The sequence below is a fragment of the Rhodococcus pyridinivorans genome, assembly GCF_900105195.1.
GTDB classification, from domain to species: domain Bacteria; phylum Actinomycetota; class Actinomycetes; order Mycobacteriales; family Mycobacteriaceae; genus Rhodococcus; species Rhodococcus pyridinivorans.
The window spans coordinates 136,492-159,802 of the sequence record NZ_FNRX01000002.1 but is presented as its reverse complement, the minus strand read 5'-3'; the positions used below and the strand labels follow the sequence as shown (position 1 = coordinate 159,802).

The following is a 23,311-nucleotide window of genomic DNA, read 5'->3' as shown; positions in this document are numbered from 1 at the left end:
CATCATCTGCGGCGTCGCCCTCTGGTGCGCTCGCTTCGGGAGGGGCGCGGCCCGAGTTCGTAGGGGATCTTCAGGATGTGGCGGGTTTTGGCGTCGATGTCGCAGTTGCCCGACGCGACGGAGTGGAGGATGCCGTTGTAGACGAGGTCCCACAGGTCAGGGTTTCCTTGAATATCGCTGATCTTGAAAGAGTGGATCTCGTTGCCGTGGTCATCTTTCAACCGGAGAACACGGCTGTAGCCGTCTGCGGAAAAGCGGATGCGGGTGAGGTGGTAGGTGTCGACCCAGCTGCTGCGCCATTGCACCCAACTGGCACCGGCTGCGGTCCAATGGTTCGCGGTAGCGCGAAACATCATCCAGGCGCCTACCGTCATGATGACCCACATGATCCACCAGTGGACCCAGCGGAAATCTCCGTTGAGGACGGTGAGATACACGACCAAGAGCAAGACCATGGAAAGGGCACTAGTGTACTTGTCGCGGACGGTGGGCTGGAGCCATTCGAGCGTGCGGCGGAGATGATCCGGTGCCTCGGGCGGCTTTCGTGGGGAGCGCTTGACTGGTGTGTATTCCGTGCCGTGGTAGATGCGGGGCGCCCGGGGTGGGCGGGGTTCGCCTGTGATCGAATCCGGCATCGGTGGTAGGTCGGCAGCGTTCACCCTCTACGCCCCCGTCCTCTGATGCGCTCGCTACGGGTTGGGCGCGGCCCGAGTTCGTAGGGGATCTTCAGGATGTGGCGGGTCTTGGCGTCGATGTCGCAGTTGCCCGACGCGACGGAGTGGAGGATGCCGTTGTAGACGAGATCCCACAGGTCGGGGTTGCGCTGGATCTCGCTGATCTTGAAAGAATGGATCTCGTTGCCGTGGGCATCCTTCAGCCGAAGAACGCGGCTGTAGCCGTCAGCGGAGAATTGGATGCGGGTGAGTTTGTATGTGTCGACCCAACTGTCGCGCCACTGCACCCAACTGACACCGGCTGCTGTCCAGTGGTTTCCGGAGGCCCGGAACATGATCCATGGGAAGAGCGCGAGCAGACCCCATGCCCACCATTCGAGGACCCAGCTGAAACCCCCTGCGCTGATCGTCCCGAATACCGCGAGTAGTCCGGCGAGCATCGCGGCATCGCCGTACTGGTCGCGAAGGGTGGGCTGGAGCCATTCGAGGGTGGGGCCGAAATGCTCCGGTGCATCCGGTGGCTTTCGTGGGGAGCGCTTGACTGGTGTGTATTCCGTGCCGTGGTAGATGCGGGGCGCCCGGGGTGGGCGGGGTTCGCCTGTGATCGAATCCGGCATCGGTGGTAGATCGATGGGGTTCACCATCTGCGGCGTCGTCCTCTGGTGCGTTCGCTTCGGGTGGGGCGCGGCCCGAGTTCGTAGGGGATTTTCAGGATGTGGCGGGTTTTGGCGTCGATGTCGCAGTTACCCGACGCGACGGAGTGGAGGATGCCGTTGTAGACCAGGTCCCACAGGTCGGGGTTACGTTGGATCTCACTGATCTTGAACGATTGGATTTTGTTGCCGTGGGCGTCTTTCAGTCGCAGGACACGACTGGGCCCATCAGCGGAGAAGCGGATGCGAGTGAGATGGTAGGTATCGACCCAGCTGTCGTGCCATTGGACCCAGGTGGCGCCGGCTGCGGTCCAGTGGTTTCCCTTGCCGAAGAACAACAATAGTGAACTTCCAGGGATGATGACCCACATGATCCACCAGTGGATCCAGCGAAAGTCTCCATTGATGACGGTGAGGTACACGACCAAGATTGCCGCTATGAGGAATGCGCCGATGTATCGGTCGCGCACGGTGGGTTGGAGCCATTCGAGAACGGGGCCGAGATGCTCCGGTGTTTTCGGCGGCTTACGGGGATGTCTGTCGGCCGGTGTGTATTCGGTTACGTGGTGGATGCGTGGCGCGCGAGGTGGGCGAGGCTCGCCGTTAACCGCGTCGGGCAGCGGAGGAAGATCGGTTGCGTTCATTAATGTCCTCAGAACAGATTGCCCACCCAGCGTGCCGCAGACCCGGCAGCACCGGAGATGTCGTCCCAGTGTTCGATTACTTCGCCCACACCGAACGCGACACCGACCCCGGCGCCGACGGCGAGCAACGTGACGGGACCGCCGGCTGCGCTCGCGAGTATTAGTTCGGTCGCTACGGTTCCTGCGACGAACCCACCGACATCCTTCGCGACTGCCTTTACCGCTTCTCCGGTTGTTTCGGCATTCATCACGTCACTTGCGGTCTGGCCAGCGGTGAGAGCCATTCCTAGATAAGGAACTTTCGAGCCCACACCCGCCAGAGTTGATCCTTTGGGAAACAGGTCGCCGAGGTTACCGCCGACACTCGAAACGAACTTGTTGTCACCGAGCCCGGCAAGCAGTCGAGAGTTCTCCGCAGCAAACCGCGCAGCATCGTCCGCTCCCCCTTGGAAGGCCCGAACAGCCCTGGCCGCAGTAGCTTCTGGGTACGGATCACCCAACCGCGCCGCTTCCGCGGCAAGCTCACGCAGCCGAGCAAGGTTCGCGCCGCGTGCCTCGGCCAGGTCTCCCCATTTCGACAGCTCGGAAACCGCCGTAGCCAGATACCCACCGACTGTGTGTAGAACCAGCCATCCCCACTGGGCTTCTGCGTCCTTCAGAATTGTCGTCGGGCCGCGCAAGGCTTCCGCGAGCGCGCTGTGCGCCCCGGTTTCGGCCGCGCGACCTTCCGCAACGAGCCCCGCAGCCGCCTCGTAGGCTGCGATCTGCTTCGTCCGAAAAACCTGGGGTGCAATGTCGTACGAGTTCGGATCGACGTTGAGTGGCTCACCGATCCCGACGCCGAACTCCACGGGAATACCGGCTTCCGCCGCTGTCGCCTCGGCCTGTGACATGCGTGACCGGACGGTGACGAGTCCGTCGGCGAATGCGCGCAGGGCAGCGGCGATCACGTCGATCTGGTCTGCGGCCTCGGTCGTCCCCGTGATGATGCGGTCGAGCGTCGTGCGGAACGCATCTCCCGCAGGGCTTCTGAATTCGTACTCGGACTCGGTGCGTCCGTCGCGCGCGACCTTCAGTCGGTCGTGCACACCCGTGGCGAGGGCAGTGAGCGAATCCGCGCATGCGTAGCAGGAGGTGGGGTCGCCGAAGACTCGGGTGTCGAGGCTCATCCCTCACCGGCCTTCGCCATCTCCTGAGCAGTGTGCGACTCGGCGTCCTGGTAGGCGCGCAGACTGTCCTGGGTGGCGTCCGCTGCGTTGGCCAGCGACCGGACCGCCGCGTCCAGCGCGGAAGCAATCGACCCGAGAGCGTCGACGAGCAGTGCGGTGGCGGCACCCGCGTCGGGTATCGGTGCGGGATCGGATCCGAGCTCGTCGATTCCCATTGCTCCGGTCGCCAGGAGCTTCGCGACCGTGTCGAGGTCACCGATGTCGATGCTCACCGGGTCGCTCTCCTGCCGAGCGGGTCCTCGAACGGACGGTCGTCGTCCGCGATCGGGGGTGGCGGTGGTTGTCGGCCGTCGAGCAGGACCACGTCGTACCCGGTGGTCCGGTGGATCTCCTGCAGCCCTGTGCTGTCGACGCCCATCCACGGCTGCTGCGGTCCGCAGCAGCGGGCCAGTTCCTTCGGTGAGGTGTAGGCGGGCAACGCCAGCCGGCCGTCGGGCAGTGTGCGCATCTCGAGCCGAACGTGCCCGGAACTGTCGCGGCGTCGGATCGGCACATACAGAACGTCGCTCATCGAATCCCCCGATTCCGTCGTACCCCCCGTACGACTCGCCGCGACCTTACCGCAGCGGCGATGAGTTTCCGGCTCCTGCCCGGTCGGTATCTGCGACAGCACCGCTGCCCACCTACCAGGAGGCCGTCATGAACACCTTCACCGCATCCACCACCGGCACCCGCGACGACATCACCGCGGCACCCTCACGCGCCGCTCGCATCGCAGGCCTGATCGTCAGCGGTCTCGTCGTCCTGTTTCTGCTGTGGGACTCGATCATCCACATCGCCAACGTTTCGCAGGTGCAGGAAGCGATGGCCGATCTCGGGTTCGACCCGAGCCTCAACCGGGTGTTCGGCGTGGTCCTGCTGATCTGCCTGATCGCCTACGTCCTGCCGCCCACCGCGATCCTTGGCGCCGTACTCCTCACCGGCTATCTCGGTGGTGCTGTCGCGACGAATCTGCTCACCGAACAGCCGATCGTCAGCACGACTCTCTTCCCGATCTACACCGGAATTCTGGTATGGGGTGGATTGTGGTTGCGCGACACCGGAGTTCGTCGCATCATGCCGGTTCGCCCGTCGCGGTGACGACGACGAACGGCCCCACCTCGGTCACGGTGAAGCGGGGATCGTCGAACAGTTCCTTGGGGAAGGTCACCGTGTACCGCCGCACATTGGGATCGTTCGGGTAGACGTCCTCGGCCAGACGCAGCGTGTAACCCTCGGCGCCCTGCCGGAAGACGACGGCGTCGGGGGCTCTCCACGGCAACTCCTCCCAGGCGGCGAGCAGTTCGCCGGGGGAGGAGAGTTCCGACCACTCCTCGATCGCTGCGGCCCGCGCGGAGAAGTCCGCCAGCGGGTTGGCGTAGTGCGAGGTCAGGGCCTGGAAACCGAAGTACGGGTAGTAGGCGAGGAAAGACGTGTCGGCCGTGAGGACCACGTGGTCGTCACGCTCGCCGCCCAACTGCGACAGCAGGACGTCGTCCACCTCGGCGTAATAGGACGCGGCACCGGCGGGTCGCTGATCGGCGCGTTCGCCCGACCCGTCGGTATCGGTGTAGGCGACGGTGATCTCGCCGGCGAGTACCTGCGGAATGTTCTGCGCGAACGCCAGCGCACCCAGAGCCCCCACTGCCACGAGCACCCTGCGCACGCGCGGATTCTCGCTGGTAGCCAGGCTGATCCACCGCGAGAAGTCGACGAAGGCGAATGCGCCTGCCGCAGCGAGCAGTACGAGCAGGATCACCTCGAGCCGGAACGCGAGCAGGGTGTTGCCCACAGCGGTCGACGCCATCGACGCGAGGTACCAGAGGTAGACCGCGATCACCCCGAGGCCGAGCGCCTGCGCCCGATGCGACGACGACGCCCGGCCCACGAGCCACACGGTGCCCAGCAACGACAGCAATCCCATCAGGGACATGTGGAACATCGGAAACGGCAGTCGCGCACCGGCATCGGGGAGATAGTGGGTCGCCGTCCCGGACTCGGACGGGGGATTACCGCCCAGCACGTCGAACACGAACGGCGCCCACACGATCAACGCGACGAGCACCGCGATCGACGCCATCACCACGAGACGGACGAGCACCGGGAGGACCGCCCGCCACGACCCGGTGGCGCGACGCGCGAGGTACGCCGCGACGACGGCCATCACCGTCACCGCGAACGCCGCGATACCGAGATAGAGGGTGTAGAAGGTCGCGGCGAGACCGAGGAACAGGCCCGTCCCCACGACGGCACCCCAGCCCTGTCGTCCCCGGCCACCGCGTGTAGCGGGCAGGAAACCAGCCCAGGCCAGCACCAACGCCGGCGCGACCAGCACCGCGATCACCGCTCCGTAGGGTTCCGGCGAACCGTAGGCCAGCACGACCAGCGTCGTCGCGGTGGCGGCGAGCACCGCCAGATCGGAGCGGACCAATTCGGACCACAGCACCAGCGCGACGACCGCCGCGACCGCCAGCGAGCCGATCGCATACGGCTTGAACGCTTCCCAGCCGTCCATACCCAGCAGATTCGCGACACGGCCACCGATCCAGAACCACCCGGCCGGATAGAACGACGGCAGGTCGGCGTAGTTCATGTCGCGCAACGCCGCGCTGTCCGTCAGTCGCGTGAGGAACTGGGTGCGGAACTCCTGGTCGACGGAGATGCCGTGCAGGTAGAGGCGGGTCGCGGCGAGCGGCATCCCGAGGGTCGCGGTGACCAGGCCGGACAGCGCCGCCCACGACAGCACCCGCGCCCCCGTCACCCATCTGCGGCGACGCAACAGATAGATCGACAGGCCGAGCACGGCGAGTGCCGCGAACTGCATCACGGTGGTGACGGCCTGCGTCACGTTCGACGAATTGAACGCCGGCCACTGCACACGGTCGAAAGCGAACAGCCCCACCGCGGCGACGAGTGCTGCGACGAGCGCTGCGCAGACGAACTGCACGAGCGTCGAGACGGCACGGCGTAAAGGGGCTACTGCTACAGGAGTGTCGGCGAGCACCCCACGAGCATAGAGATGCGTCCGCGAGACGAGTGGTGGCCCGATCCGCGCCGCAAAAACGCCGCCGTCCACCGGTCGGGACCTTCATCCTGGAAGTTGCGTCGGGAAACCGGGCTGTCGGTACGGCCCGGGGAATCCGAACGGAAGGCTCAGATCATGACAGGTAAAGCGGTTCGTGCGGCCCTTGCAACGCTCGCGACGGCACCTCTCCTCGTCTTCGGGGCGGCGCAGGCCTCGGCGTATCCGGTGATCGAACCGGGTGCGCCCGGCGGTCCCATCGACGGCCGGTTGTACGACCACCACGGCGTCGATCCCTACCAGTGCATCGTCGTCGGGGCGCCGGGTGTCGGCTACGCGACGAACGAGGCGGGGCAGGACGGCATCGTGAACGGTGTCTTCGTGAACGAAGGGTCGATCAACCACTGGTGCTACGGGCCGCCCGGGATGATCCACAGCGGAACCGGCTACGTCCGGTAGACCCCGAAAAGACGACTGCCCCGCCGAAACGGGTCCGGCGAGGCAGAGGGTGCACGTCTGTCAGATCGGCAGCTTGCGGAAGATCGCGCGCGGCAGGTGACGCAGCACGATCATCACGAACCGGAAGGTGCCCGGCGCCCAGACGATCTCCTTGCCGCGATCGGAGGCCGCGACAGCGAGCTTCGCGACATCTTCCTTGTTCACGGTGAGCGGGGCCTCGTCGACATGCGCGCTGAACTGCGTGCGCACCTGGCCGGGGCGCACGACGGTCACGCGCGGCCCGAACGGGCGCAGCGCCTCACCGAGTCCGAGGAAGAAGCCGTCGAGGCCGGCCTTGGTGGAACCGTAGACGAAGTTGGCGCGCTTGACGCGCTCGCCGGCAACCGACGACATCGCGATGATGCGCCCGAAGCCCTGCGCCTTCATCTTCTCGCCCACCAGCACACCCACGGAGACGGCGGCCGTGTAGTTGACCTCCGCGACCCGCACGGCCTTGCTCTGGTTCTGCCACAGCTCCTCGGCGTCGGCGTCCAGACCGAAGGCGACGATCGCGATGTCGACGTCGCCGTCCTTCCACGCCTGGTCGATGACGGCCGGGTGGCTCGCCGTGTCGAGCGCGTCGAAGTCGATCAGGTCGACCTGCGTCGCACCCGCGGACTTCGCCTGGGCGACGGCGTCCTCACGACGCGGGTCGCCGGGCAGGGCCGCGAGGATCACGCGGGCCGGTGCCTTGCGGAGGTACTCCTCGACGATGGCCAGGCCGATCTCGGAGGTGCCACCGAGCAGCAGCAGGGTCTGGGGATTGCCGACGGCGTTGATCATCAGTGGAGTTCCAACCTTCTGGACATATCGGAGGCGAAGACGTTCGTGGGGTCGACGGAGCGGCGCACCTTCAGCCACTCGTCGATCCGCGGGTACATGGCGTGGAAGGTCTCCGCGTCGGTCCGCGAATCCTTCGCGGTGTAGAGGCGACCACCGAACTCGAGGACCCGCTTGTCGAGTTCGCGCACGAACTCGTTCAGGCCCGGCTTGATCCGGAAGTCGACGCAGATGTTCCAGCCGGGGATGGGGAAGCTGAGCGGAGCCTTGTTCCCTTCACCGAACAGCTTGAACACGTTGAGGAACGAGTGATGTCCCGACGCCTGGATGTCGCGGATGATCTTCTTGAACTCCTCGACCGCTTCCGGCGGCACCACGAACTGGTACTGCAGGAAGCCGTTGGGTCCGTAGCCGCGGTTCCACTCCCCGAACAGGTCGAGGGGGTGGTAGAACGCCGTCAGATTCTGGACCTGGTTGTCGGCGTTCTTCGTCTTCCGGTAGTACAGCTCACCGATCACCGAGAAGTTGAACTTGTTGGCCAGCCCGTTCGGGAATACGTCGGGCAGGGTCAGCAGGGTCGGCGCGTCGAACTTGAGCGGGTCCTTCTGCAGCTTCTTCGGCAGCTGGTCGAGCTTCGCGAGGTTGCCTCGGGAGACTGCGGCGCGGCCGAGCTTCGGCTCCGGCGAGATGGCGTCGAACCATGCGCTGGAGTAGTCGTAGTTCGCTTCCGAACCGTCGCTGTGCAGGGCGATCGTCTCGTCGAGAGACTCGGTGCGGCGGCTGTCGGCGATGAAGTACGCCGTCTCCGTGGGGGTCATCTCGATGGTCGCGCGCAGGATGATGCCTGTCAGACCCATTCCGCCCACGGTCGCCCAGAACAGCTTGGCGTTGCGCCCGGTGGGGGTGCACGTGCGGACCTGGCCGTCGGCGGTGAGCAGGTCGATGGACTTGACGTGGTTGCCGAAGCTGCCCGCGCTGTGGTGGTTCTTGCCGTGGATGTCGGCACCGATCGCACCACCGATGGTGACCTGGCGCGTGCCCGGCAGGACGGGCACCCACAGACCGAACGGCAGCGCGGCGCGCATGAGCTGGTCGAGGCTCACACCACCGTCCACCACGACCTTGCGGGAGTCACGGTCGATGCTGTGGATCTTGTTCAGCGCCGTCATATCGACGACGAGCCCGCCCGCGTTCTGCGCGGGGTCGCCGTAGGAGCGTCCGAGCCCGCGTGCGATCACGCCGCGCCGCAGGTGCGACGGCTTCGACTCGTTGTCTTCCGCGACCCGCGCGACCGCCTTGGCGATCACTTCGACGTCGGGGGTGGACAGCACCTCTGCGGTGGTCGGCGCAGTGCGCCCCCAGCCGGTCAGGGTGCGGGTCTGGGTGGGGAGCGGCTCGCTCGCCTGCTCCGTAGCTGTCGTGGACATCGGGATAAAGGCTACCCGTGTGTCCTGGTCACCCGGCAAGATGCTGTTGCTCACGGGCGTTACCCTCGTCTGCGTGCCGGAATCCCACGACCATGTGCAGCCGCTGCCGGAGCATCACGCCCCACTGGCTCCCGAACTGCCGTTGACCGATTCGACGGCCGACGAAGCGCTGGACCTGAAGACGCAGCTCACACGGTTCGTCCTGACCGGTGGGTTCTCGGCGATCGTCGACTACGGCCTGTACGTCCTGCTCATGGCACTGGGCGTCACGCGCGACGTCGCGAAGGCCCTGTCGTTCGTGGCCGGCACCACCACCGCCTACCTGATCAACCGCCGCTGGACCTTCAAAGCCCCGCCGAGCCGCGTCCGTTTCGCAGCCGTGGTGGTCCTCTACGCAGTGACGTTCGCCGCACAGGTCGGCATCAACCGTGTACTCAACGAAGCCCTCGGCGACGAGTGGTGGGTCACGCCCTTCGCCTTCGTCGTCGCCCAAGGCGTCGCGACGGTGATCAACTTCGTCGTCCAGCGCGTCGTGATCTTCCGCCTCCGCTGATTCGGGTGGATCCGACCCCGCTCAGCGGGGTTCAACCCACCGAAGTCCGATTCAGGGCCTGACGGATCTGCCGCACCACCTCGTCGGGTTCCTGGGTGATCGCGTGCCAGGTGAAGCGCAGCACGTGCCAGCCGGCGTTGATCAGGACGTTCTGCCTCTCGGCGTCGCGGCGGTGTCGCTCGGCGTCGCGGTGCCAGGCCCACCCGTCGATCTCGACCGCGACCCGCTCGGCGTCGAACACCACGTCGATCTCGAAGCCGCAGCTCATCGCGTGTGCTCGCCACCCGGTGAACCCCGCACCACGGAGTAGTCGGTGGAAGATGCGTTCGGCCTGGGAGTGGCCGCCTTCGCGAGCCGAGCACAACAGATGAGCGGCGCGGGGTGCGCCGTGACGTCCGAGATTCCTTCGATGTGCCTGCTCGAGTGCGGGTAGCGAGGTGTGACGCTGCAGCGCGCGGTCCATGAGCACCGAACCCGTCGGCAGTTCGACGGCGGCTTCGAGCACTGTGAGTGGCAGCGCGGTGACCGGTAGACCGCGCACTACGACGACGTCGCGTCGCTGGAGGTCGCGTCGGCGTACCCGCACCCCGTGGCGTCGGGCGAGGGTGCGCTTCTGCGGCACGGTCACGTAGCGGAGAGAAGGAGCGCGGTCGAGCAGTCCGTGCCACCATGCCGCGCTCGGTCCCCAGGCTGCCGCTTCCGGACCTGCCGCGTAGACGGCTGACCGTAGCGCCACAGCCGGCGTGCGTTCCCGGTCGGCACGCAGGTAGACGCCGCGTGCGAGCGCGAACCAGTCGCCGTTCTCGACTCGTCGGTCGACAGCGGAAGCGCTCATTCCGCAGTCCAGTGCTTGTGCTCGGGTGATGACGCCGTCCTGAGCGGCCATGATGCGGTACGCGTTTCGCAGGTTCATATCCGGTTCGACGCAGTGACCGCGGTTCCGGTTCCGTACCGATCGATTAGTGTGGATCCAGCCCCGGAAACCGGGGTCGAATCCACACAAATCGTCAGAAGCTCGGGAGACGACCCGCTTCGCGGGCGTCGGCGAGGGTGGGTGCCGCCCGATCCTTGGCCGACAGTTCGTAGGTCAGCGACCTGCCGTCAGGTCCCGTTGTCGGCCAATCGATCCCGATCTCCGGATCGAACGGGTTCACCTCGTGCTCACGGTCGGGGTCGTAGCCCGTCGAGCACAGGTAGACGACGGTCGAGTTGTCCTCGAGTGCAAGGAAACCGTGGCCGAGGCCCTCGGACAGGAAGATCGCGCGCCGGTCCTTCGTGTCGAGCAGCACCGAATCCCACTGCCCGAAGGTCGGCGACCCCACCCTCAGGTCGACGACGACGTCGAGCACCGACCCCGACACGCACGTGACGTACTTCGCCTGTCCGGGAGGCACATCCGCGTAGTGGATGCCGCGCAGCACCCCGGCGGCGGAGACCGAGCAGTTCGCCTGCGCCAACTCCAGGGGACGGCCGGCGGCGTCGGTGAAACTCTCCTGCTTGAACCATTCGAGGAACACGCCCCGGTCGTCGCCGAACTGTTTCGGCGTGACCTCCCACGCCCCGGCGATCGTCAGTTCCCGGTACTGCAACCTAGCGGTCCTTTCCTCGTTCGAGCAGATCCAGCAGGTAGCTGCCGTAGCCCGACTTCACCAGCGGCTCGGCCGCGGCGCGCAGTTGCTCGTCGTCGATGAACCCGAGACGCCACGCGACCTCCTCGGGCGCACCGATCTTCAATCCCTGACGTTGTTCGATGGTGCGCACGTAGTTCGACGCGTCGAGCAGCGAGTCGAAGGTGCCGGTGTCGAGCCAGGCGGTACCGCGCGGCAACACCTCGACCTGCAGTTTCCCCGCTTCGAGATAGGTGCGGTTGACGTCGGTGATCTCCAGTTCGCCGCGCGCCGACGGCTTCAGCGACCGGGCGATCTCGACGACGTCGTTGTCGTAGAAGTACAGCCCCGGCACCGCGAAGTTCGACTTCGGGTCGTCGGGTTTCTCCTCGAGCGACAGGGCGCGGCCGGTGGAGTCGAACTCGATCACCCCGTAGGCCGACGGATCGGACACCCGGTACGCGAACACCGCACCACCGTCGATGTGAGCGAAGCGTTTGAGCTGGGTGCCGAGGCCGGGGCCGTAGAAGATGTTGTCGCCGAGGATCAATGCGACCGGCTCGGTTCCGATGTGGTCGGCGCCGAGCACGAAGGCCTGTGCCAGGCCGTCGGGTGAGGGTTGGATCGCGTAGGTGATGTTCACGCCGAACTGCGAACCGTCGCCGAGCAACCAGCGGAACTGTCCGGCGTCGTGCGGGGTGGTGATCATGAGGATGTCGCGGATCCCGGCGAGCATGAGCGTCGAGAGCGGGTAGTAGATCATCGGCTTGTCGTAGACGGGCACGAGCTGCTTGCTCACGCCCTGGGTGATCGGATGCAGACGCGAGCCCGTCCCACCCGCGAGGATGATTCCGCGCATGTCGGACAGTCTCGCATGAGTAGGCTTGCGCCAATGAGGCTGCTCGTCACCGGTGGTGCCGGTTTCATCGGCGCGAACTTCGTCCATCAGACCGTCGCGGAACGACCCGACACGCAGGTCACCGTGCTCGACAAGCTCACCTACGCCGGCAACCGCGCCTCCCTCGACCCCGTCGCCGACACGATCACCTTCGTCGAAGGTGACATCGCCGACGCCGAGCTGGTTGACCGGCTCGTCGCCGACACCGATCTGGTGGTGCACTTCGCCGCCGAATCCCACAACGACAACTCCCTGGCGAACCCCGCACCGTTCGTGCAGACCAATCTCGTGGGCACCTTCACCCTGCTCGAGGCCGTCCGCAAGTACGACGTGCGTTATCACCACATCTCCACCGACGAGGTCTATGGCGACCTGCCGCTGAACGATCCGATCAAGTTCACCGAGACCACCGCCTACAATCCGTCGAGCCCCTATTCGTCGACGAAGGCCGGCTCGGATCTGCTGGTGCGCGCCTGGGTGCGTTCGTTCGGCGTCCGCGCGACCATCTCCAACTGCTCGAACAACTACGGCCCCTATCAGCACGTGGAGAAGTTCATCCCCCGCCAGATCACCAACGTGCTCACCGGTGTGCGCCCGAAGCTCTACGGCACCGGCACCAACGTGCGGGATTGGATCCACGTCGACGACCACAACAGCGCCGTGTGGACGATCATCGAACACGGCCGGCTCGGCGAGACCTATCTGATCGGCGCGGACGGGGAGACCGACAACCGTACCGTCGTCGAAACCGTCCTCGAGCTGTGCGGCAAGGGCCGTGACGAGTTCGATTTCGTCACCGACCGCCCCGGCCACGACCTGCGTTACGCCATCGACGCGACCCGACTGCGCACCGAACTGGGCTGGGCGCCCCGCTACCGTGACTTCCGTGAGGGGCTGGCCGCGACCATAGCCTGGTACCGCGCCCACGAGCAGTGGTGGACGCCACAGAAACGGGCCACCGAGGCCGCCTACAGGCGCGTCGAGCGCGTTCTGGGCGGATAACCCGCGCCGTTCGGGGTGGTCCCGGCACAATTCGCGAATGGGTCGAAACACCGGTACACGACGCACACAACCGTGGAGCTCCTGTTTCCGCTGCTACTGTCGCATCGAAAACAGCGGATCGACCACGAGCGGGGAGTAGCCCGATGGAGCAGGCAGCTGCCGGCGACACAAGCACGATCGGACATGAGGCGGACACACTGGACGAGGTTCTCACCGAACCGGTGCGTCGCGACCGGCTGATCGTCCAGCGCGGTGTCTTCGCATCTCTGTCGCCGCGCGTGCCGGAGAAGATGTACGTCCACACGAAGGGTGGCGCGGCGTCCGACCGCTACGGGCTGCAGCTCGCCGACGGCGCGACCGCCCACACCAACACCTATTTCGGCCGCTTTCCCGCGACGTTCTGGCAGCGCTGGACCGACGTGAAGACCGTGAACCTGCAGCTCACCTACGGCTGCTCCGGTACGGCTGAGTTCACCGTGTGGGCGTCCGATGCACGCGGACGCGAGCGGATCGTGACGGTCGAGACGGTGTCGGGTTCGGGCGAGCTCGACCTCGAGCTGCCGATCGAACGGTTCGTCGACGGCGGTGCGATGTGGTTCTCCATCGATGCCGGCAACGGATCGGTGCTCGTCTCCGACGCGCGCTGGACGGTCGCCGCTCCCGAGCACCTGCGTCCCGCGGCTGTGGTCATCTGCACGTTCAACCGCGCCGACGACTGCACCGTCACCGTCGGCACTCTCGCCTCGGACGACGGGGCGATGGCCGACATCGAAGCGGTGTGCATCGTCGACCAGGGCACCGACCAGGTGCGCTCGCGCTCGGCGTTCGCCGAGGTCGCCGACAAGCTCGGCGACAAGCTCATCTACCTGACCCAGCCGAATCTCGGTGGTGCGGGTGGCTTCTCGCGCGGAATGTACGAGATCACCGGTTCCGCCAAGGCCGAGCACGCCAACGTCATCGTCATGGACGACGACATCCTGTGCGAACCCGAATCGGTGTTGCGTCTCAACGCTTTCGCGAACATGACGGTGCAGCCGACGATCGTCGGTGCCCAGATGCTGTCGCTGAGCAATCCCCAGGTCCTGCACGTCTCGGCCGAGCGTGAGGTGCTCGACGAGATCACCGCCGGCGCACTGACTCCGGGTGCGCGCATGGGCATCGACCTCGTGAAGAAGAAGCAGGACATGCGTTTCGACGCCGGCTGGAACGGCTGGTGGACCTGCCTGCTGCCCGCCGAGATCATCGCCGACTGCGGTCTGCCCATCCCGCTGTTCTTCCAGTGGGACGACATCGAATACGGCATCCGTGCCCGGTACGCGGGGCATCCGACGGTCACCCTGCCCAATGCGGGTGTGTGGCATGCCGACTTCTATCTCAAGGACTACGACGACTGGGCGCGCTATTTCAGCATCCGCAACGGCCTGATCGTCTCGTCCATCTACGGGCGCTTCGACGGTAACGACATGTCGAAGTACCTGTTCCGCAAGATCAGTGAGCTCATCGTCTCGATGCAGTACGGTCTCGCCGCGACCTTCATCAAGGCTGCGGAGGACTTCCTCGCCGGACCGGACTTCCTCTACGACGGCGGCCAGTCCGTGCTGAAGGAACTGCGCGAACTGCGCGACCGCTATCCCGAGACGAAGCCGCTTCCGGCCGCACAGGTGGGCAAGGAATCCGATCCGCATACGCAGATGTCGGTCTGGCAGTTCGAGCCCGACAAGAAGCGCGAGGGCCTGGTGCTGCTCAAGCGTGCCGTGCAGCAGTTCGCCGGCAAGGTCGACCGCCGGACGGTCACCGTTCCCGCTCACTTCGCATCGTGGTGGCACGTGTCGTTGTTCGACAAGGCCGTCGTCACCGACGCCTCGCAGAACGCCGTGCGGGTGCGTCACCGCGACAAGGACACCGCCGTCGACCTCGCGAAGCAGGCCGCGAAGGTGTGCTGGCAGCTTCGCAAGGAAGCGCCCCGGATGAAGACGGTCTGGCAGGAAGCGCTCCCCAAGCTCACGAGCCGCGAGAACTGGGCGCGCCTGTACGGCATCGACGGGTAGACCGTGAGGGCATGGTCGTTTCCCCTGCTGATCGGGGTTGCGACCGTGCTCGTCGCAGGGGCGTTCTCGTGGGTCCCCTCGCTGTGGTGGGACGAGGCCGCCACCATCTCGAGTGCCGACCGGTCGGTCGAGGGGATGCTCCGCGTCCACACCCGGATCGACGCCGTCCACGGCCTGCACAATCTGCTGCTGCACTACTGGTTCTCCCTCGTGGGCGTCGACGAGTTCACCGCCCGCCTGCCCGGTGTGCTCGCGCTCGGGGTGGGTGCCGCAGCCGTCACGGCGACCGGCCAGGTGCTGGCGGGTCGCCGCGTGGGGATCGCCGCCGGGGTGCTGTTCGCGCTGTCGCCGCGGGTGACCTGGGCGGCCACCGAAGCGCGGTCCTATGCCTTCGCTGCGGCGCTGGTCGCGGTGTTGTCGCTGCTGGTCGCGCTCGGCTGCGCGACCGGCCGTAGACGGTGGTGGGCGCTGTACGCCGTCGTCCTGCCGGTCGCGACGGTGATGTTCGTGTACTCCGCGACGGTCGTTGTCGCGCATCTCCTCACCGTGCTGGTCCGTGGTCGTGGGCGCGGTGCGTTCCTGTTGTCCGCAGGGGTGGGCGCGGCCTTGTCGACGCCGTTCGTCCTGCTCGCCTATTCGCAGGCCAAGCAGGTCGCCTGGATTCCTCCGCTCGACTCGACGATCGTCCGCACGATCGCTCTCGATCAGTGGTTCCCGCAGGCCCCGTGGACGGCCACCTTGTTCGCCGCGATCGTCGTCGCCGGGGTGATCGCCGCGTGCCGTCGTGGCGCGGAGCCTGGGGAGCGGACCCTGCTGTGGCTCGCTGTGCCGGGTTTCGCCGTGCCCATGGTGCTGTTGCTCGGCTACTCGCTGCTCGAGGACAACATGTACCTCGAGCGCTATCTGTCGTTCACGGTTCCCGCGATGGTGCTGCTCGTGGGCTGGGCGGCGGCCCGCATCGCAACCCGCTGGTGGTCGATGCTGGTGGTGCTGACTGCGGTCGCCGTCAGCGTTGCGCCGGCCTACGTGCAGCAGCGACAGCCGTTCGGCAAGGCCGGCGGGATGGACTACAGCGTGATCGCCGACCGGCTGGTCGAACGCTCCGAACCCGGCGACTGTGTCGCTTTCGAACCGCGCGTCTCGTGGGCACCGACCTCACTGCGCGCGGTCGTTGACGCCCGGCCCGACGCGGTGGAAGGACTCGACGACGTGGGGCTCGGCTACGACGCCGTCGACCGAGTGAACCTGTGGTCGACCGACGCTCCACCGCCGGAACTCGCCCGACGCGCGGCGGCTCGATGCGAGGTGCTGTGGGTGGTCGCCGACGGAGAGCGCGAGACCGGCTTCCGGGTGTGGCACCCGAACAACGTGTGGTGGCGGTTCGAACCCCACCGGTTCACCGAGACCGACACCTACCGGGAGCTCGAGGCCGTCGGTTTCCGGATCACCGACCGGGAGCCGATCCACCGTTCACAGCTGGTCCGGCTCGAACCGGCTCAGACCCAGTAGGCGACGCGCGAGCGGTAGTTGCGCAGCGCGAGCAGGGCGATACCCCAGCCGACGACGGTGATGATCAGGACGATGACCCAGTGGTAGAGCTGCTGGTCGCCGCCGAGCAGTGGGGTCCGCACGATGTCGAGGAAGTGGTAGAGCGGGTTGATCTCCGCGATCCGCGCCCGCCCCTCGTTGCCGGTGCCCTCGAGCGTCTTCTCCGTCCAGATGATCGGTGTCATGAAGAACAGCAGCTGGACGATGCTGCCGAGCAGCGGCGCGATGTCGCGGTAGCGCGTGGCGAGGATGCCGAACACCAGCGACACCCACACCGCGTTGATCGCGATCAACGCCAGCGCCGGGATGGCGAGGAAGGCCGTCCAGTACAGCTGACGTGGGAAGAAGATGAAGATGCCGATGTAGATGACGATGTTGTGCGCGAACAGGATCATCTGCCGCCACACCAGCCGGTAGACGTGCACACTGAGCGGCGTCGGCAGCTGTTTGATCAGGCCCTCGTTGGACATGAACACGTCCGCGCCCTCGAGGATCGACCCCTGGATCAGGTTCCAGATGATGAAGCCGAGCGCGACGTACGGCAGGAACTCCGGGACATCGAGGTTGAACAGCGTGCCGTAGAGCACACCCATCGCGATCGCCGACACACCCGTGGCGATCGTGATCCAGAACGGGCCGAGCACCGACCGGCGGTAGCGCTGCTTGATGTCCTGCCAGCCGAGCAGCAACCACAGTTCGCGGTGGTTGAAGCCTTCGCGCAGATCCTGGAACGCGCGCCGGAACGAACGTGAGGACGACTCGATGGGTTCGTCGTCGACGGTGAGGGCATCAGACACGGGTCCCGAGCCTACCCGCGGCGTAAATGTGACCTGCCGGGGCGCGGGGTCGACGGGACCGCCGTGCGTGTGCAGGTCCTGTCGATCTTGCGCGGTATTCACGACGAGAAGTGCACGCCGGAGCCGGGGCTACAGGCCCCACGTCTGCCGGCCGAGTACCCGGTTCTCGTAGTGGTAGACGTTCACGCGACTCGCGGCGTAGAGCCACAGGCCGAGTGTGAGAGCGGTGTCGACGGTCGAGGGCAGCGCCAGCGCGACGACGAGGAGACCCAGCACGAGGCCGACGCCGAACACCACCAGCGCCTTCTTCCACAACCGCAGGTACAGCAGATAAAAGATGCCGAACAGGAACCCGAGCAGATTCATGTTCAGCTTCATGCGCTGCCGCAGCGGCAGGGCGCGGAAGGCCGCGGTGTATTCGGGAGACGTCTTCAGCGATCCCGGGACGCCGTATGCGGCGAAGAATTCGAAGCGGAACCGCCACGTCTCGCTCAGACCCTCGAACCGGTCGGAGCCGGCTGCGGGCATGCTGAGGTCGGTCATGATCCCCCCGATCGTCGCGGTCGTTCCCCCTGAACGACCCGCAACAGTATGCACATCTGTCACGCGGGAAACACGATCGGGTGCAATCGAGTCCGACGTTGTTGTCGAGTTCTCGGCGTTTCCTCGCACACAACGTCGGGCTCGCTCGGCTCCTCGTCAGGCGCCGTCGTCCATATGGCCGGAGTCGCCCAGCCACTCGTACAGTTCCGACATCGGTTGTATCTACACCTGCTGCGTCTCGCCGAGCCATGCACCGGCGACGAGCGCGCCGAGGGTTCGCCCTCAGTTGTGGTGGAGGCCGAGCGCGCGTCGAAGGAAGTGCAGGCAGGCCGCCATCGGTGAAGTTCTACGGGACCGTCCGGAAGCGCAATACGGGCAACGGTCGGTCCTGTACTACACCAACGGTTCGACTCGGCGGACGGTCGACGACAGTGCGCGTGATCAGGAAGGTGATCACCACCCCCCGCGATCGAGCGCACCAGACGGTTGACGTCCACGGCGGGTCGCCCGACACGTTCCCACCGCTGATGACGTAGGCGCCGGCGGGTCGGGCCCCGCCGCCGAAGCCGCCGCCTTCACTGTTCCCAGCGTCCGCCGACGTACCACCATTTCCACCCATGCCGCCCACCTGGGGAAAGGAGGACGCATGTCCTCCATGTGGCGTCGTTCTGCGCGATATCGGCGGAGAATGACGGCGGGCGGGACGTACCGGAGATGGGAGTGACGGGGCATGAGGGCGACAGCCGAGTCGGGAGAGGCGTGGTCGGCGGAACGCCTGTTCGCGGGGCCGGGAGAATGCCTGGAACGGTTTCGGAAGACCGACTGGTCGGCCACCCCTCTGGGGCCGGTGGAGTCCTGGCCGGCGGAACTGCGCATGGCAGTGCGGACGGTATTGCCGTCCGAGGTGCCGATGCTCCTGTGGTGGGGGCCGCAGCTCGTGCAGATCTTCAACGACGCGATCATCCCCGTCCTCGGCGACAAGTACCCCGCGGCGGTCGCGCAGCCGGCGCCGGAATGCTGGCACGAGGTGTGGGACGAGGTGGGCGCGCGCGTCGAACGGGCGATGGCGGGCACCGCCACCTTCGCCGAGGAAGAACTGCTGTTCATGCAGCGCCACGGCTACGAGGAAGAAACCTACTGGACCTTCTCCTACAGCCCGATCCGCGACGAGTCCGGCGAGGTCGCGGGGGTCTTCGTCGCGACCACCGACGTCACCTCACGGGTACTCGGTGAGCGTCGTCTGGAGGCTCTGAGCCGCCTGGGTACGGTGGCGATCACCGATTCGGGCCTGTCGGTGATCGACACGTGCCGGAACGCGCTGGACGCGCTCGCTCCGAGCCATCAGGACATTCCCCTGGCCGCGCTGTTCCTCGACAGTCGGGTGGTGGATCCCGATGATCCGCAACCGAACTGGAAGCAGCTCGCCGTAATGGGGACGAAGCCCGGCTTCTCGGGTGCCCTGCTCGGACCGGATGAGGACCAGCTGCTGTCGAAGGCCGCCAGGGCCTCCGAACCCTTCGTCGTCTCCGGCGTCGCCGAGCGTTCCCCGGATCTGCTCGACCCGCAGCGGGCCCTCGGCGACCATCCGATCGGCACCCTCCTCCTCGTGCCGTTGACGGCGTCGGGACACGACTTCCCGCTCGGTGTCCTCGCCGTCGGACTGAGTCCGTACCGGGTGTTCGACGCCGCGTACTCGACCTTCGTCGACCTCGTGGTCACGAAGATTTCGGGGCTGCTGCGCGATGCGTCAGCGATGGATGCCGAGCGTCGCCGGGCCGATGCGTTCGCGGCGCTGGACGCCGCCAAGACGCGGTTCTTCGAATCGATCAGCCACGAGTTCCGCACGCCGCTCACGCTGCTCCTCGGCCCGTTGCAGAGTGTGCTCGACGACGCCACGACGTTGACGGAGGCGCAGCGGCAATCGCTGGAGGCCTCCCAGCGCGCCGCGATCCGATTGCGGCGACTTGTCGACGCACTGCTCGAAGCGACGCGTGCCGAGACCGACCCGTCGAGGAAGTCCCTGGAACCGACCGATCCGGCGGCGCTCACGGCCGAATGTGTGGACCTGTTCGCCGACGTGGCGCACCGCGCGGGCCTGGACCTGCGCAGCCGGATCGCCGACGCGGCGGCCGAGCAAACCCGGCTCGATCCCCAGACGTGGGCCCACATCGTGCTGAACCTGCTCTCGAACGCGATCAAGTACACCCCTTCGGGGTCGGTCGAGGTGGATCTGGACGTCGAGGGCGATCGACTGGTCCTGAAGGTCGCCGATACGGGTCTCGGCATTCCGGAGTCGGAACTCGCCCGCGTCTTCGAACGGTTCCATCGCGTCGAGAGCGCCGGCGGACGCAGCCGGGAAGGGATCGGGCTGGGTCTGTCCCTCGTCTCGGACTGGGTCCACGCGCTCGGGGGAGAGGTAACCGTGTCCAGTGAACTCGGACGCGGCAGCACCTTCACCGTGTCCGTTCCCCGCGTCCTCGACCCGACGTCGGAGTCTCCGGCCGGAACCGTTCCGGGGGATCTGGGCGCCATGTACGTCGGCGAAGCGCAACAGTGGGACAGGGTCACTCTCGACGAGGACGAATCATTCGCGCAGGGAGAGGATGTGGATTCGTTACCGCGGATCCTCGTGATCGAGGACAACGCGGACATGCGTGACTATCTGACGCAATTGTTGCGTCGCCAGAGTTGGCACGTGGATGCGGTGGAGGACAGCGATACCGCACTCGAGCGAATCCGATCGCGACCGCCGCATCTCGTGCTGAGCGATATCATGCTCCCCGGGCGGGACGGGGTGGAGCTGCTCGAGGAGATCCGCCGCGACCCGGCGACCTCCCGTCTGCCGGTCATCCTCCTGACGGCACGTGCCGGCGCGGAGGCCACGATCGGCGGTCTGCGCACCGGCGCCGACGACTACATCACCAAACCGTTCCACCCCGATGAACTCGTCGCCCGCGTTCGCGTGAACCTCGAATTGTCGTGGCTGCGTGAGCAGACGCTCGTCGCGCGGGAACGTGAATCCGACCAGTTGAAGACGGCGTTGGAGACCCGTTCGACGCTGAGCAAGGCCGTCGGATTGATGATGGCTACGTTCAAGTGCGATGCCGACGCGGCCTTCGACAAACTCGTCGCCTTCTCCCAGCACCGCAACGTCAAGGTGCGTGAGATCGCTGAGCAGATCGTCGGCGACTACACCGTCTCGCTCAGCGATTCGTCGAGGTAGTGCGCGATCAACGGTCCTGCGAACCGGTCGGCGCGGTGACGGATCAGGCTCCCGCGTACAACTTGTCGATCTCCTCCGCGTATTTGGCATCGATGGGCTTGCGCTTGAGCTTCATCGTCGGGGTCAGCTCGTCGCCGGAGGGTTCCCAGATCGTCGGCAGCACCGTGTACTTCTTGATCTGCTCGACCCGCGACAGTTTGCTGTTCGCCTCCTCGACCGACTTCGCGATCGATTCGAGGACCACCCGATGCCGGGTGAGTTCCTCGTGGGTGCCGCTGAGACCGTGCTGTTCGGCGAAGATGGCCAGGGCGTCGGGGTCGAGTGCGAGCAGGGCGACGTTGTAGGGGCGGTCGTTGCCGATGGCGACGGCGCCACCGAGCATGGGGCACGCGGCACGCAGGGTGCCTTCGATGTTGGTGGGCGACATGTTCTTCCCCGCCGCGTTGACGATGATCTCCTTCTTCCGGTCGATCAACCGTAGGTAACCGTCCGCGTCGATCTCGCCGATGTCGCCGGTGTGCAACCAGCCGTCGGAATCAATTGCGTCGGCAGTCTTCTCGGGGTCGTTGCGGTAGCCCTTCATGAGCAGCGGGCCGGAGACGAGCAGTTCGCCGTCTTCGGCGATCCTGATCTGCGCGCACGGCACGGCCTGGCCGACGGTACCGATGCGGATGGCGCCCGGCCGGTTCATCGTGACCACGCACGAGGTCTCCGACATGCCCCACACCTCGGAGCACGGAATGCCGAGGGCGAGAACGAACTCGAGGACCTCCGGCGAGATCGCCGCGGCGCCGGTGACGGCGGCGCGGACCTGGTCGAGACCGAGCTTGCCGCGGATCGCGGACAGCACCAGCCTGTCGGCCACCGCGTGCTGCACCTCGAGGGACCGGGGGACCGGTTTGCCATCGGACTGCAGCCGGGCGCGCTTGCGTCCGACGTCGATCGCCCACAGTGCGAGCTTCTTCTTGATCGGGCTCGACTCCTCGGCGAGGGTCTTGTCGATCGCGGCCTTGAGCTTGTACCAGACCTGGGGGACGGCGCCGAAGAGCGTCGGCCGCAGGCTCGGTAGCACGGTGATGGCCTGCTTGAGGTCGTCGAGCGTGGTGATCTGCATGCCGCTGTACAGGCTCGAGTAGTGCGAGCCCCAGCGGTTGGCGATGTGCGCGTCGGGCAGATACGACAGGATCCGGTCGTCCGGACCGATGGGCAGATACGAGCTCGTCGCTTCGAGTTCGGCGAGCAGGTTGGCGTGGGTGAGTTCGACACCCTTCGGCGGGCCTGTGGTGCCCGAGGTGTAGATGAGGGTCAGCAGGTCGGGCGGTTGCACGGCCTTCCACGAGGCCTCGAAGTCGAAGGACGGATCGGTGGCGGCCTCGAGGCCGTCGAGGGAGATGGTGCCTTCCGGTTTGCCGTCGATGCACACCAGGTGCTCGACCTTCGTGTCGCCGATCGCCTGCCGCAGGACGGGGACGAACTGTTCCTCGGCGATCATCACGTGGTTGCCGGCGTTGCCGAGCACGTACGAGATCTGTTCGGCGGTCAGCGAGTTGTAGATCGAGAACGGCGCCGCGCCGAGGTGGATCGCGGCGGTGTCGAGAAGGTGGAATTCGGGCCGGTTGGTGAGCATGAGGCCGACGGTGTCCCCGCGGTTCACGCCGAGCCCGGCGAGTCCGGCGGCGAGGCGTTCGACGCGCTGCGCGTACTGACGCCAGGTGTAGGAGACGGAGTCGTCGGGGGTGCGCAGCGCGACCTTGTCGGGGTACGCCGCGGCGGTGGTCTGGAAGGCTTCGCAGAGGGTCGACGGTGAGGTGGCACGAGGGGTCATCACTGGCTCCCGAGGTCGAGGGTGGCGAAAGTGTAGGACGAAGTGCGTACATCCGCGGTCGGATCTGCCGGATTGTGTTCCGAGATTTCGCGCGCGTGTCCTGATGGGATGGACAGTTCCACGGGCATCTGCAGTCTGCGTACCCGCCCCCGCAGCCGTTCGCGCCGATCCAGCAGGTCACCGTCAATAATGTGAATCGCGCGGACTGCCCCCATCTCCTGCATCTCGTCCTCACATTGATCACGTGCGGCGCGTGGCTGCCGGTATGGATCATCCACGCCATCATCGTCGCTGCGAGGAACTGAAGGTCCGGTCGTGTGGGGGTGCAACGTTTGAGCACTCCCACCCCGGGTACTGCCGG

The 23,311-nt window shown here is 66.3% G+C and carries 23 protein-coding genes; 7 read left to right on the top strand and 16 right to left on the bottom strand.

Features of this window, described 5'->3' with window-relative positions; genetic code table 11:
* Positions 1-2: 2 nt before the first annotated feature.
* The 6 genes from BLV31_RS01420 to BLV31_RS01395 are packed head-to-tail and all read right to left on the bottom strand — an operon-like array spanning position 3 to position 3,711.
* Entirely contained in the window at positions 3-659 is a 657-nt protein-coding gene (locus tag BLV31_RS01420) for a hypothetical protein (RefSeq protein WP_254778497.1), read from the bottom strand.
* Positions 656-1,318, bottom strand: a complete 663-nt coding sequence (locus tag BLV31_RS01415; RefSeq protein WP_254778495.1) for a hypothetical protein — start codon at positions 1,316-1,318, stop codon at positions 656-658. The genes BLV31_RS01420 and BLV31_RS01415 overlap by 4 nt, the downstream gene beginning before the upstream one ends.
* On the bottom strand, positions 1,312-1,971 hold the full coding sequence (locus BLV31_RS01410) for a hypothetical protein (protein ID WP_037221803.1): 660 nt from the start codon (positions 1,969-1,971) through the stop codon (positions 1,312-1,314). Before BLV31_RS01410 ends, BLV31_RS01415 begins: the two co-directional genes overlap by 7 nt.
* An 8-nt stretch (positions 1,972-1,979) precedes the next feature.
* The gene (locus BLV31_RS01405; protein ID WP_064061127.1) at positions 1,980-3,140 is read right to left on the bottom strand and encodes a hypothetical protein; all 1,161 of its coding nucleotides are present in this window, start codon (positions 3,138-3,140) and stop codon (positions 1,980-1,982) included.
* Entirely contained in the window at positions 3,137-3,412 is a 276-nt protein-coding gene (locus BLV31_RS01400) for a hypothetical protein (RefSeq protein WP_006553456.1), read from the bottom strand. The genes BLV31_RS01405 and BLV31_RS01400 overlap by 4 nt, the downstream gene beginning before the upstream one ends.
* A complete protein-coding gene (locus BLV31_RS01395) occupies positions 3,409-3,711 on the bottom strand; it encodes an SAV_915 family protein (protein ID WP_006553457.1) in 303 nt (100 codons plus the stop codon). Before BLV31_RS01395 ends, BLV31_RS01400 begins: the two co-directional genes overlap by 4 nt.
* A 128-nt stretch (positions 3,712-3,839) precedes the next feature.
* Between BLV31_RS01395 and BLV31_RS01390 the strand changes: the two genes are divergently transcribed.
* Complete coding sequence (locus BLV31_RS01390; protein ID WP_033097834.1) at positions 3,840-4,280, top strand: DoxX family protein; 441 nt, start codon at positions 3,840-3,842, stop codon at positions 4,278-4,280.
* Here BLV31_RS01390 and BLV31_RS01385 read toward each other — a convergent pair.
* Positions 4,255-6,183, bottom strand: a complete 1,929-nt coding sequence (locus tag BLV31_RS01385; protein ID WP_211269812.1) for an arabinofuranosyltransferase — start codon at positions 6,181-6,183, stop codon at positions 4,255-4,257. The genes BLV31_RS01390 and BLV31_RS01385 overlap by 26 nt on opposite strands.
* A gap of 156 nt (positions 6,184-6,339) precedes the next feature.
* Here BLV31_RS01385 and BLV31_RS01380 point away from each other — a divergent pair, with 156 nt between their 5' ends.
* On the top strand, positions 6,340-6,660 hold the full coding sequence (locus BLV31_RS01380; RefSeq protein WP_024102694.1) for a hypothetical protein: 321 nt from the start codon (positions 6,340-6,342) through the stop codon (positions 6,658-6,660).
* Positions 6,661-6,720: 60 nt separating this feature from the next.
* On the opposite strand, the gene dprE2 is transcribed toward BLV31_RS01380, so the two are convergent.
* Both dprE2 and dprE1 read right to left on the bottom strand, forming a co-directional pair.
* Positions 6,721-7,482 carry a decaprenylphospho-beta-D-erythro-pentofuranosid-2-ulose 2-reductase gene (gene dprE2 / locus BLV31_RS01375; protein ID WP_006553461.1) on the bottom strand — a complete coding sequence of 254 codons (762 nt, stop codon included), beginning with the start codon at positions 7,480-7,482 and terminating at the stop codon, positions 6,721-6,723.
* Positions 7,482-8,906 (bottom strand): decaprenylphosphoryl-beta-D-ribose oxidase, encoded by a 1,425-nt coding sequence (dprE1, locus tag BLV31_RS01370; RefSeq protein ID WP_019290337.1) that lies wholly within the window; start codon positions 8,904-8,906, stop codon positions 7,482-7,484. The genes dprE2 and dprE1 overlap by 1 nt, the downstream gene beginning before the upstream one ends.
* Positions 8,907-8,925: 19 nt before the next feature.
* Between dprE1 and BLV31_RS01365 the strand changes: the two genes are divergently transcribed.
* Positions 8,926-9,459, top strand: coding sequence for a GtrA family protein (locus BLV31_RS01365; RefSeq protein ID WP_248846260.1), 534 nt, complete (start codon positions 8,926-8,928; stop codon positions 9,457-9,459).
* Positions 9,460-9,490: 31 nt separating this feature from the next.
* On the opposite strand, the gene BLV31_RS01360 is transcribed toward BLV31_RS01365, so the two are convergent.
* The 3 genes from BLV31_RS01360 to rfbA all read right to left on the bottom strand — a co-directional run bounded on the left by BLV31_RS01360 (position 9,491) and on the right by rfbA (position 11,925).
* Complete coding sequence (locus BLV31_RS01360) at positions 9,491-10,372, bottom strand: type IV toxin-antitoxin system AbiEi family antitoxin domain-containing protein (protein ID WP_064061125.1); 882 nt, start codon at positions 10,370-10,372, stop codon at positions 9,491-9,493.
* Positions 10,373-10,466: 94 nt separating this feature from the next.
* Positions 10,467-11,048: a dTDP-4-dehydrorhamnose 3,5-epimerase gene (rfbC, locus tag BLV31_RS01355; protein ID WP_064061124.1), complete on the bottom strand. Its 582-nt coding sequence runs from the start codon at positions 11,046-11,048 to the stop codon at positions 10,467-10,469.
* Between the two features lies 1 nt (position 11,049).
* Positions 11,050-11,925: a glucose-1-phosphate thymidylyltransferase RfbA gene (rfbA, locus tag BLV31_RS01350; RefSeq protein ID WP_019290334.1), complete on the bottom strand. Its 876-nt coding sequence runs from the start codon at positions 11,923-11,925 to the stop codon at positions 11,050-11,052.
* 33 nt (positions 11,926-11,958) lie between these two features.
* On the opposite strand from rfbA, the gene rfbB reads away from it, so the two are divergent.
* From rfbB to BLV31_RS01335, 3 genes are all read left to right on the top strand, one after another.
* The gene (gene rfbB / locus BLV31_RS01345) at positions 11,959-12,966 is read left to right on the top strand and encodes a dTDP-glucose 4,6-dehydratase (protein WP_064061123.1); all 1,008 of its coding nucleotides are present in this window, start codon (positions 11,959-11,961) and stop codon (positions 12,964-12,966) included.
* Positions 12,967-13,109: 143 nt separating this feature from the next.
* Positions 13,110-15,014 carry a glycosyltransferase gene (locus BLV31_RS01340; protein ID WP_006553469.1) on the top strand — a complete coding sequence of 635 codons (1,905 nt, stop codon included), beginning with the start codon at positions 13,110-13,112 and terminating at the stop codon, positions 15,012-15,014.
* Positions 15,015-15,017: 3 nt separating this feature from the next.
* Positions 15,018-16,523 carry a glycosyltransferase family 39 protein gene (locus tag BLV31_RS01335; RefSeq protein WP_064061122.1) on the top strand — a complete coding sequence of 502 codons (1,506 nt, stop codon included), beginning with the start codon at positions 15,018-15,020 and terminating at the stop codon, positions 16,521-16,523.
* On the opposite strand, the gene wzm is transcribed toward BLV31_RS01335, so the two are convergent.
* The gene (gene wzm / locus BLV31_RS01330; RefSeq protein WP_006553471.1) at positions 16,511-17,359 is read right to left on the bottom strand and encodes a galactan export ABC transporter permease subunit Wzm/RfbD; all 849 of its coding nucleotides are present in this window, start codon (positions 17,357-17,359) and stop codon (positions 16,511-16,513) included. The two genes, BLV31_RS01335 and wzm, sit on opposite strands and share 13 nt — an antisense overlap.
* 129 nt (positions 17,360-17,488) lie before the next feature.
* A complete protein-coding gene (locus BLV31_RS01325) occupies positions 17,489-17,902 on the bottom strand; it encodes a DUF2628 domain-containing protein (RefSeq protein ID WP_033097827.1) in 414 nt (137 codons plus the stop codon).
* Positions 17,903-18,632: 730 nt separating this feature from the next.
* Here BLV31_RS01325 and BLV31_RS01320 point away from each other — a divergent pair.
* The gene (locus BLV31_RS01320; protein ID WP_064061121.1) at positions 18,633-21,125 is read left to right on the top strand and encodes a response regulator; all 2,493 of its coding nucleotides are present in this window, start codon (positions 18,633-18,635) and stop codon (positions 21,123-21,125) included.
* A gap of 43 nt (positions 21,126-21,168) precedes the next feature.
* Here the strand turns inward: BLV31_RS01320 and BLV31_RS01315 are convergent, their stop codons facing one another.
* Positions 21,169-22,950, bottom strand: a complete 1,782-nt coding sequence (locus BLV31_RS01315; RefSeq protein WP_064061120.1) for an AMP-dependent synthetase/ligase — start codon at positions 22,948-22,950, stop codon at positions 21,169-21,171.
* The gene (locus BLV31_RS24880) at positions 22,950-23,228 is read right to left on the bottom strand and encodes a hypothetical protein (RefSeq protein WP_162273070.1); all 279 of its coding nucleotides are present in this window, start codon (positions 23,226-23,228) and stop codon (positions 22,950-22,952) included. The genes BLV31_RS01315 and BLV31_RS24880 overlap by 1 nt, the downstream gene beginning before the upstream one ends.
* Between the last annotated feature and the right edge of the window lie 83 nt (positions 23,229-23,311).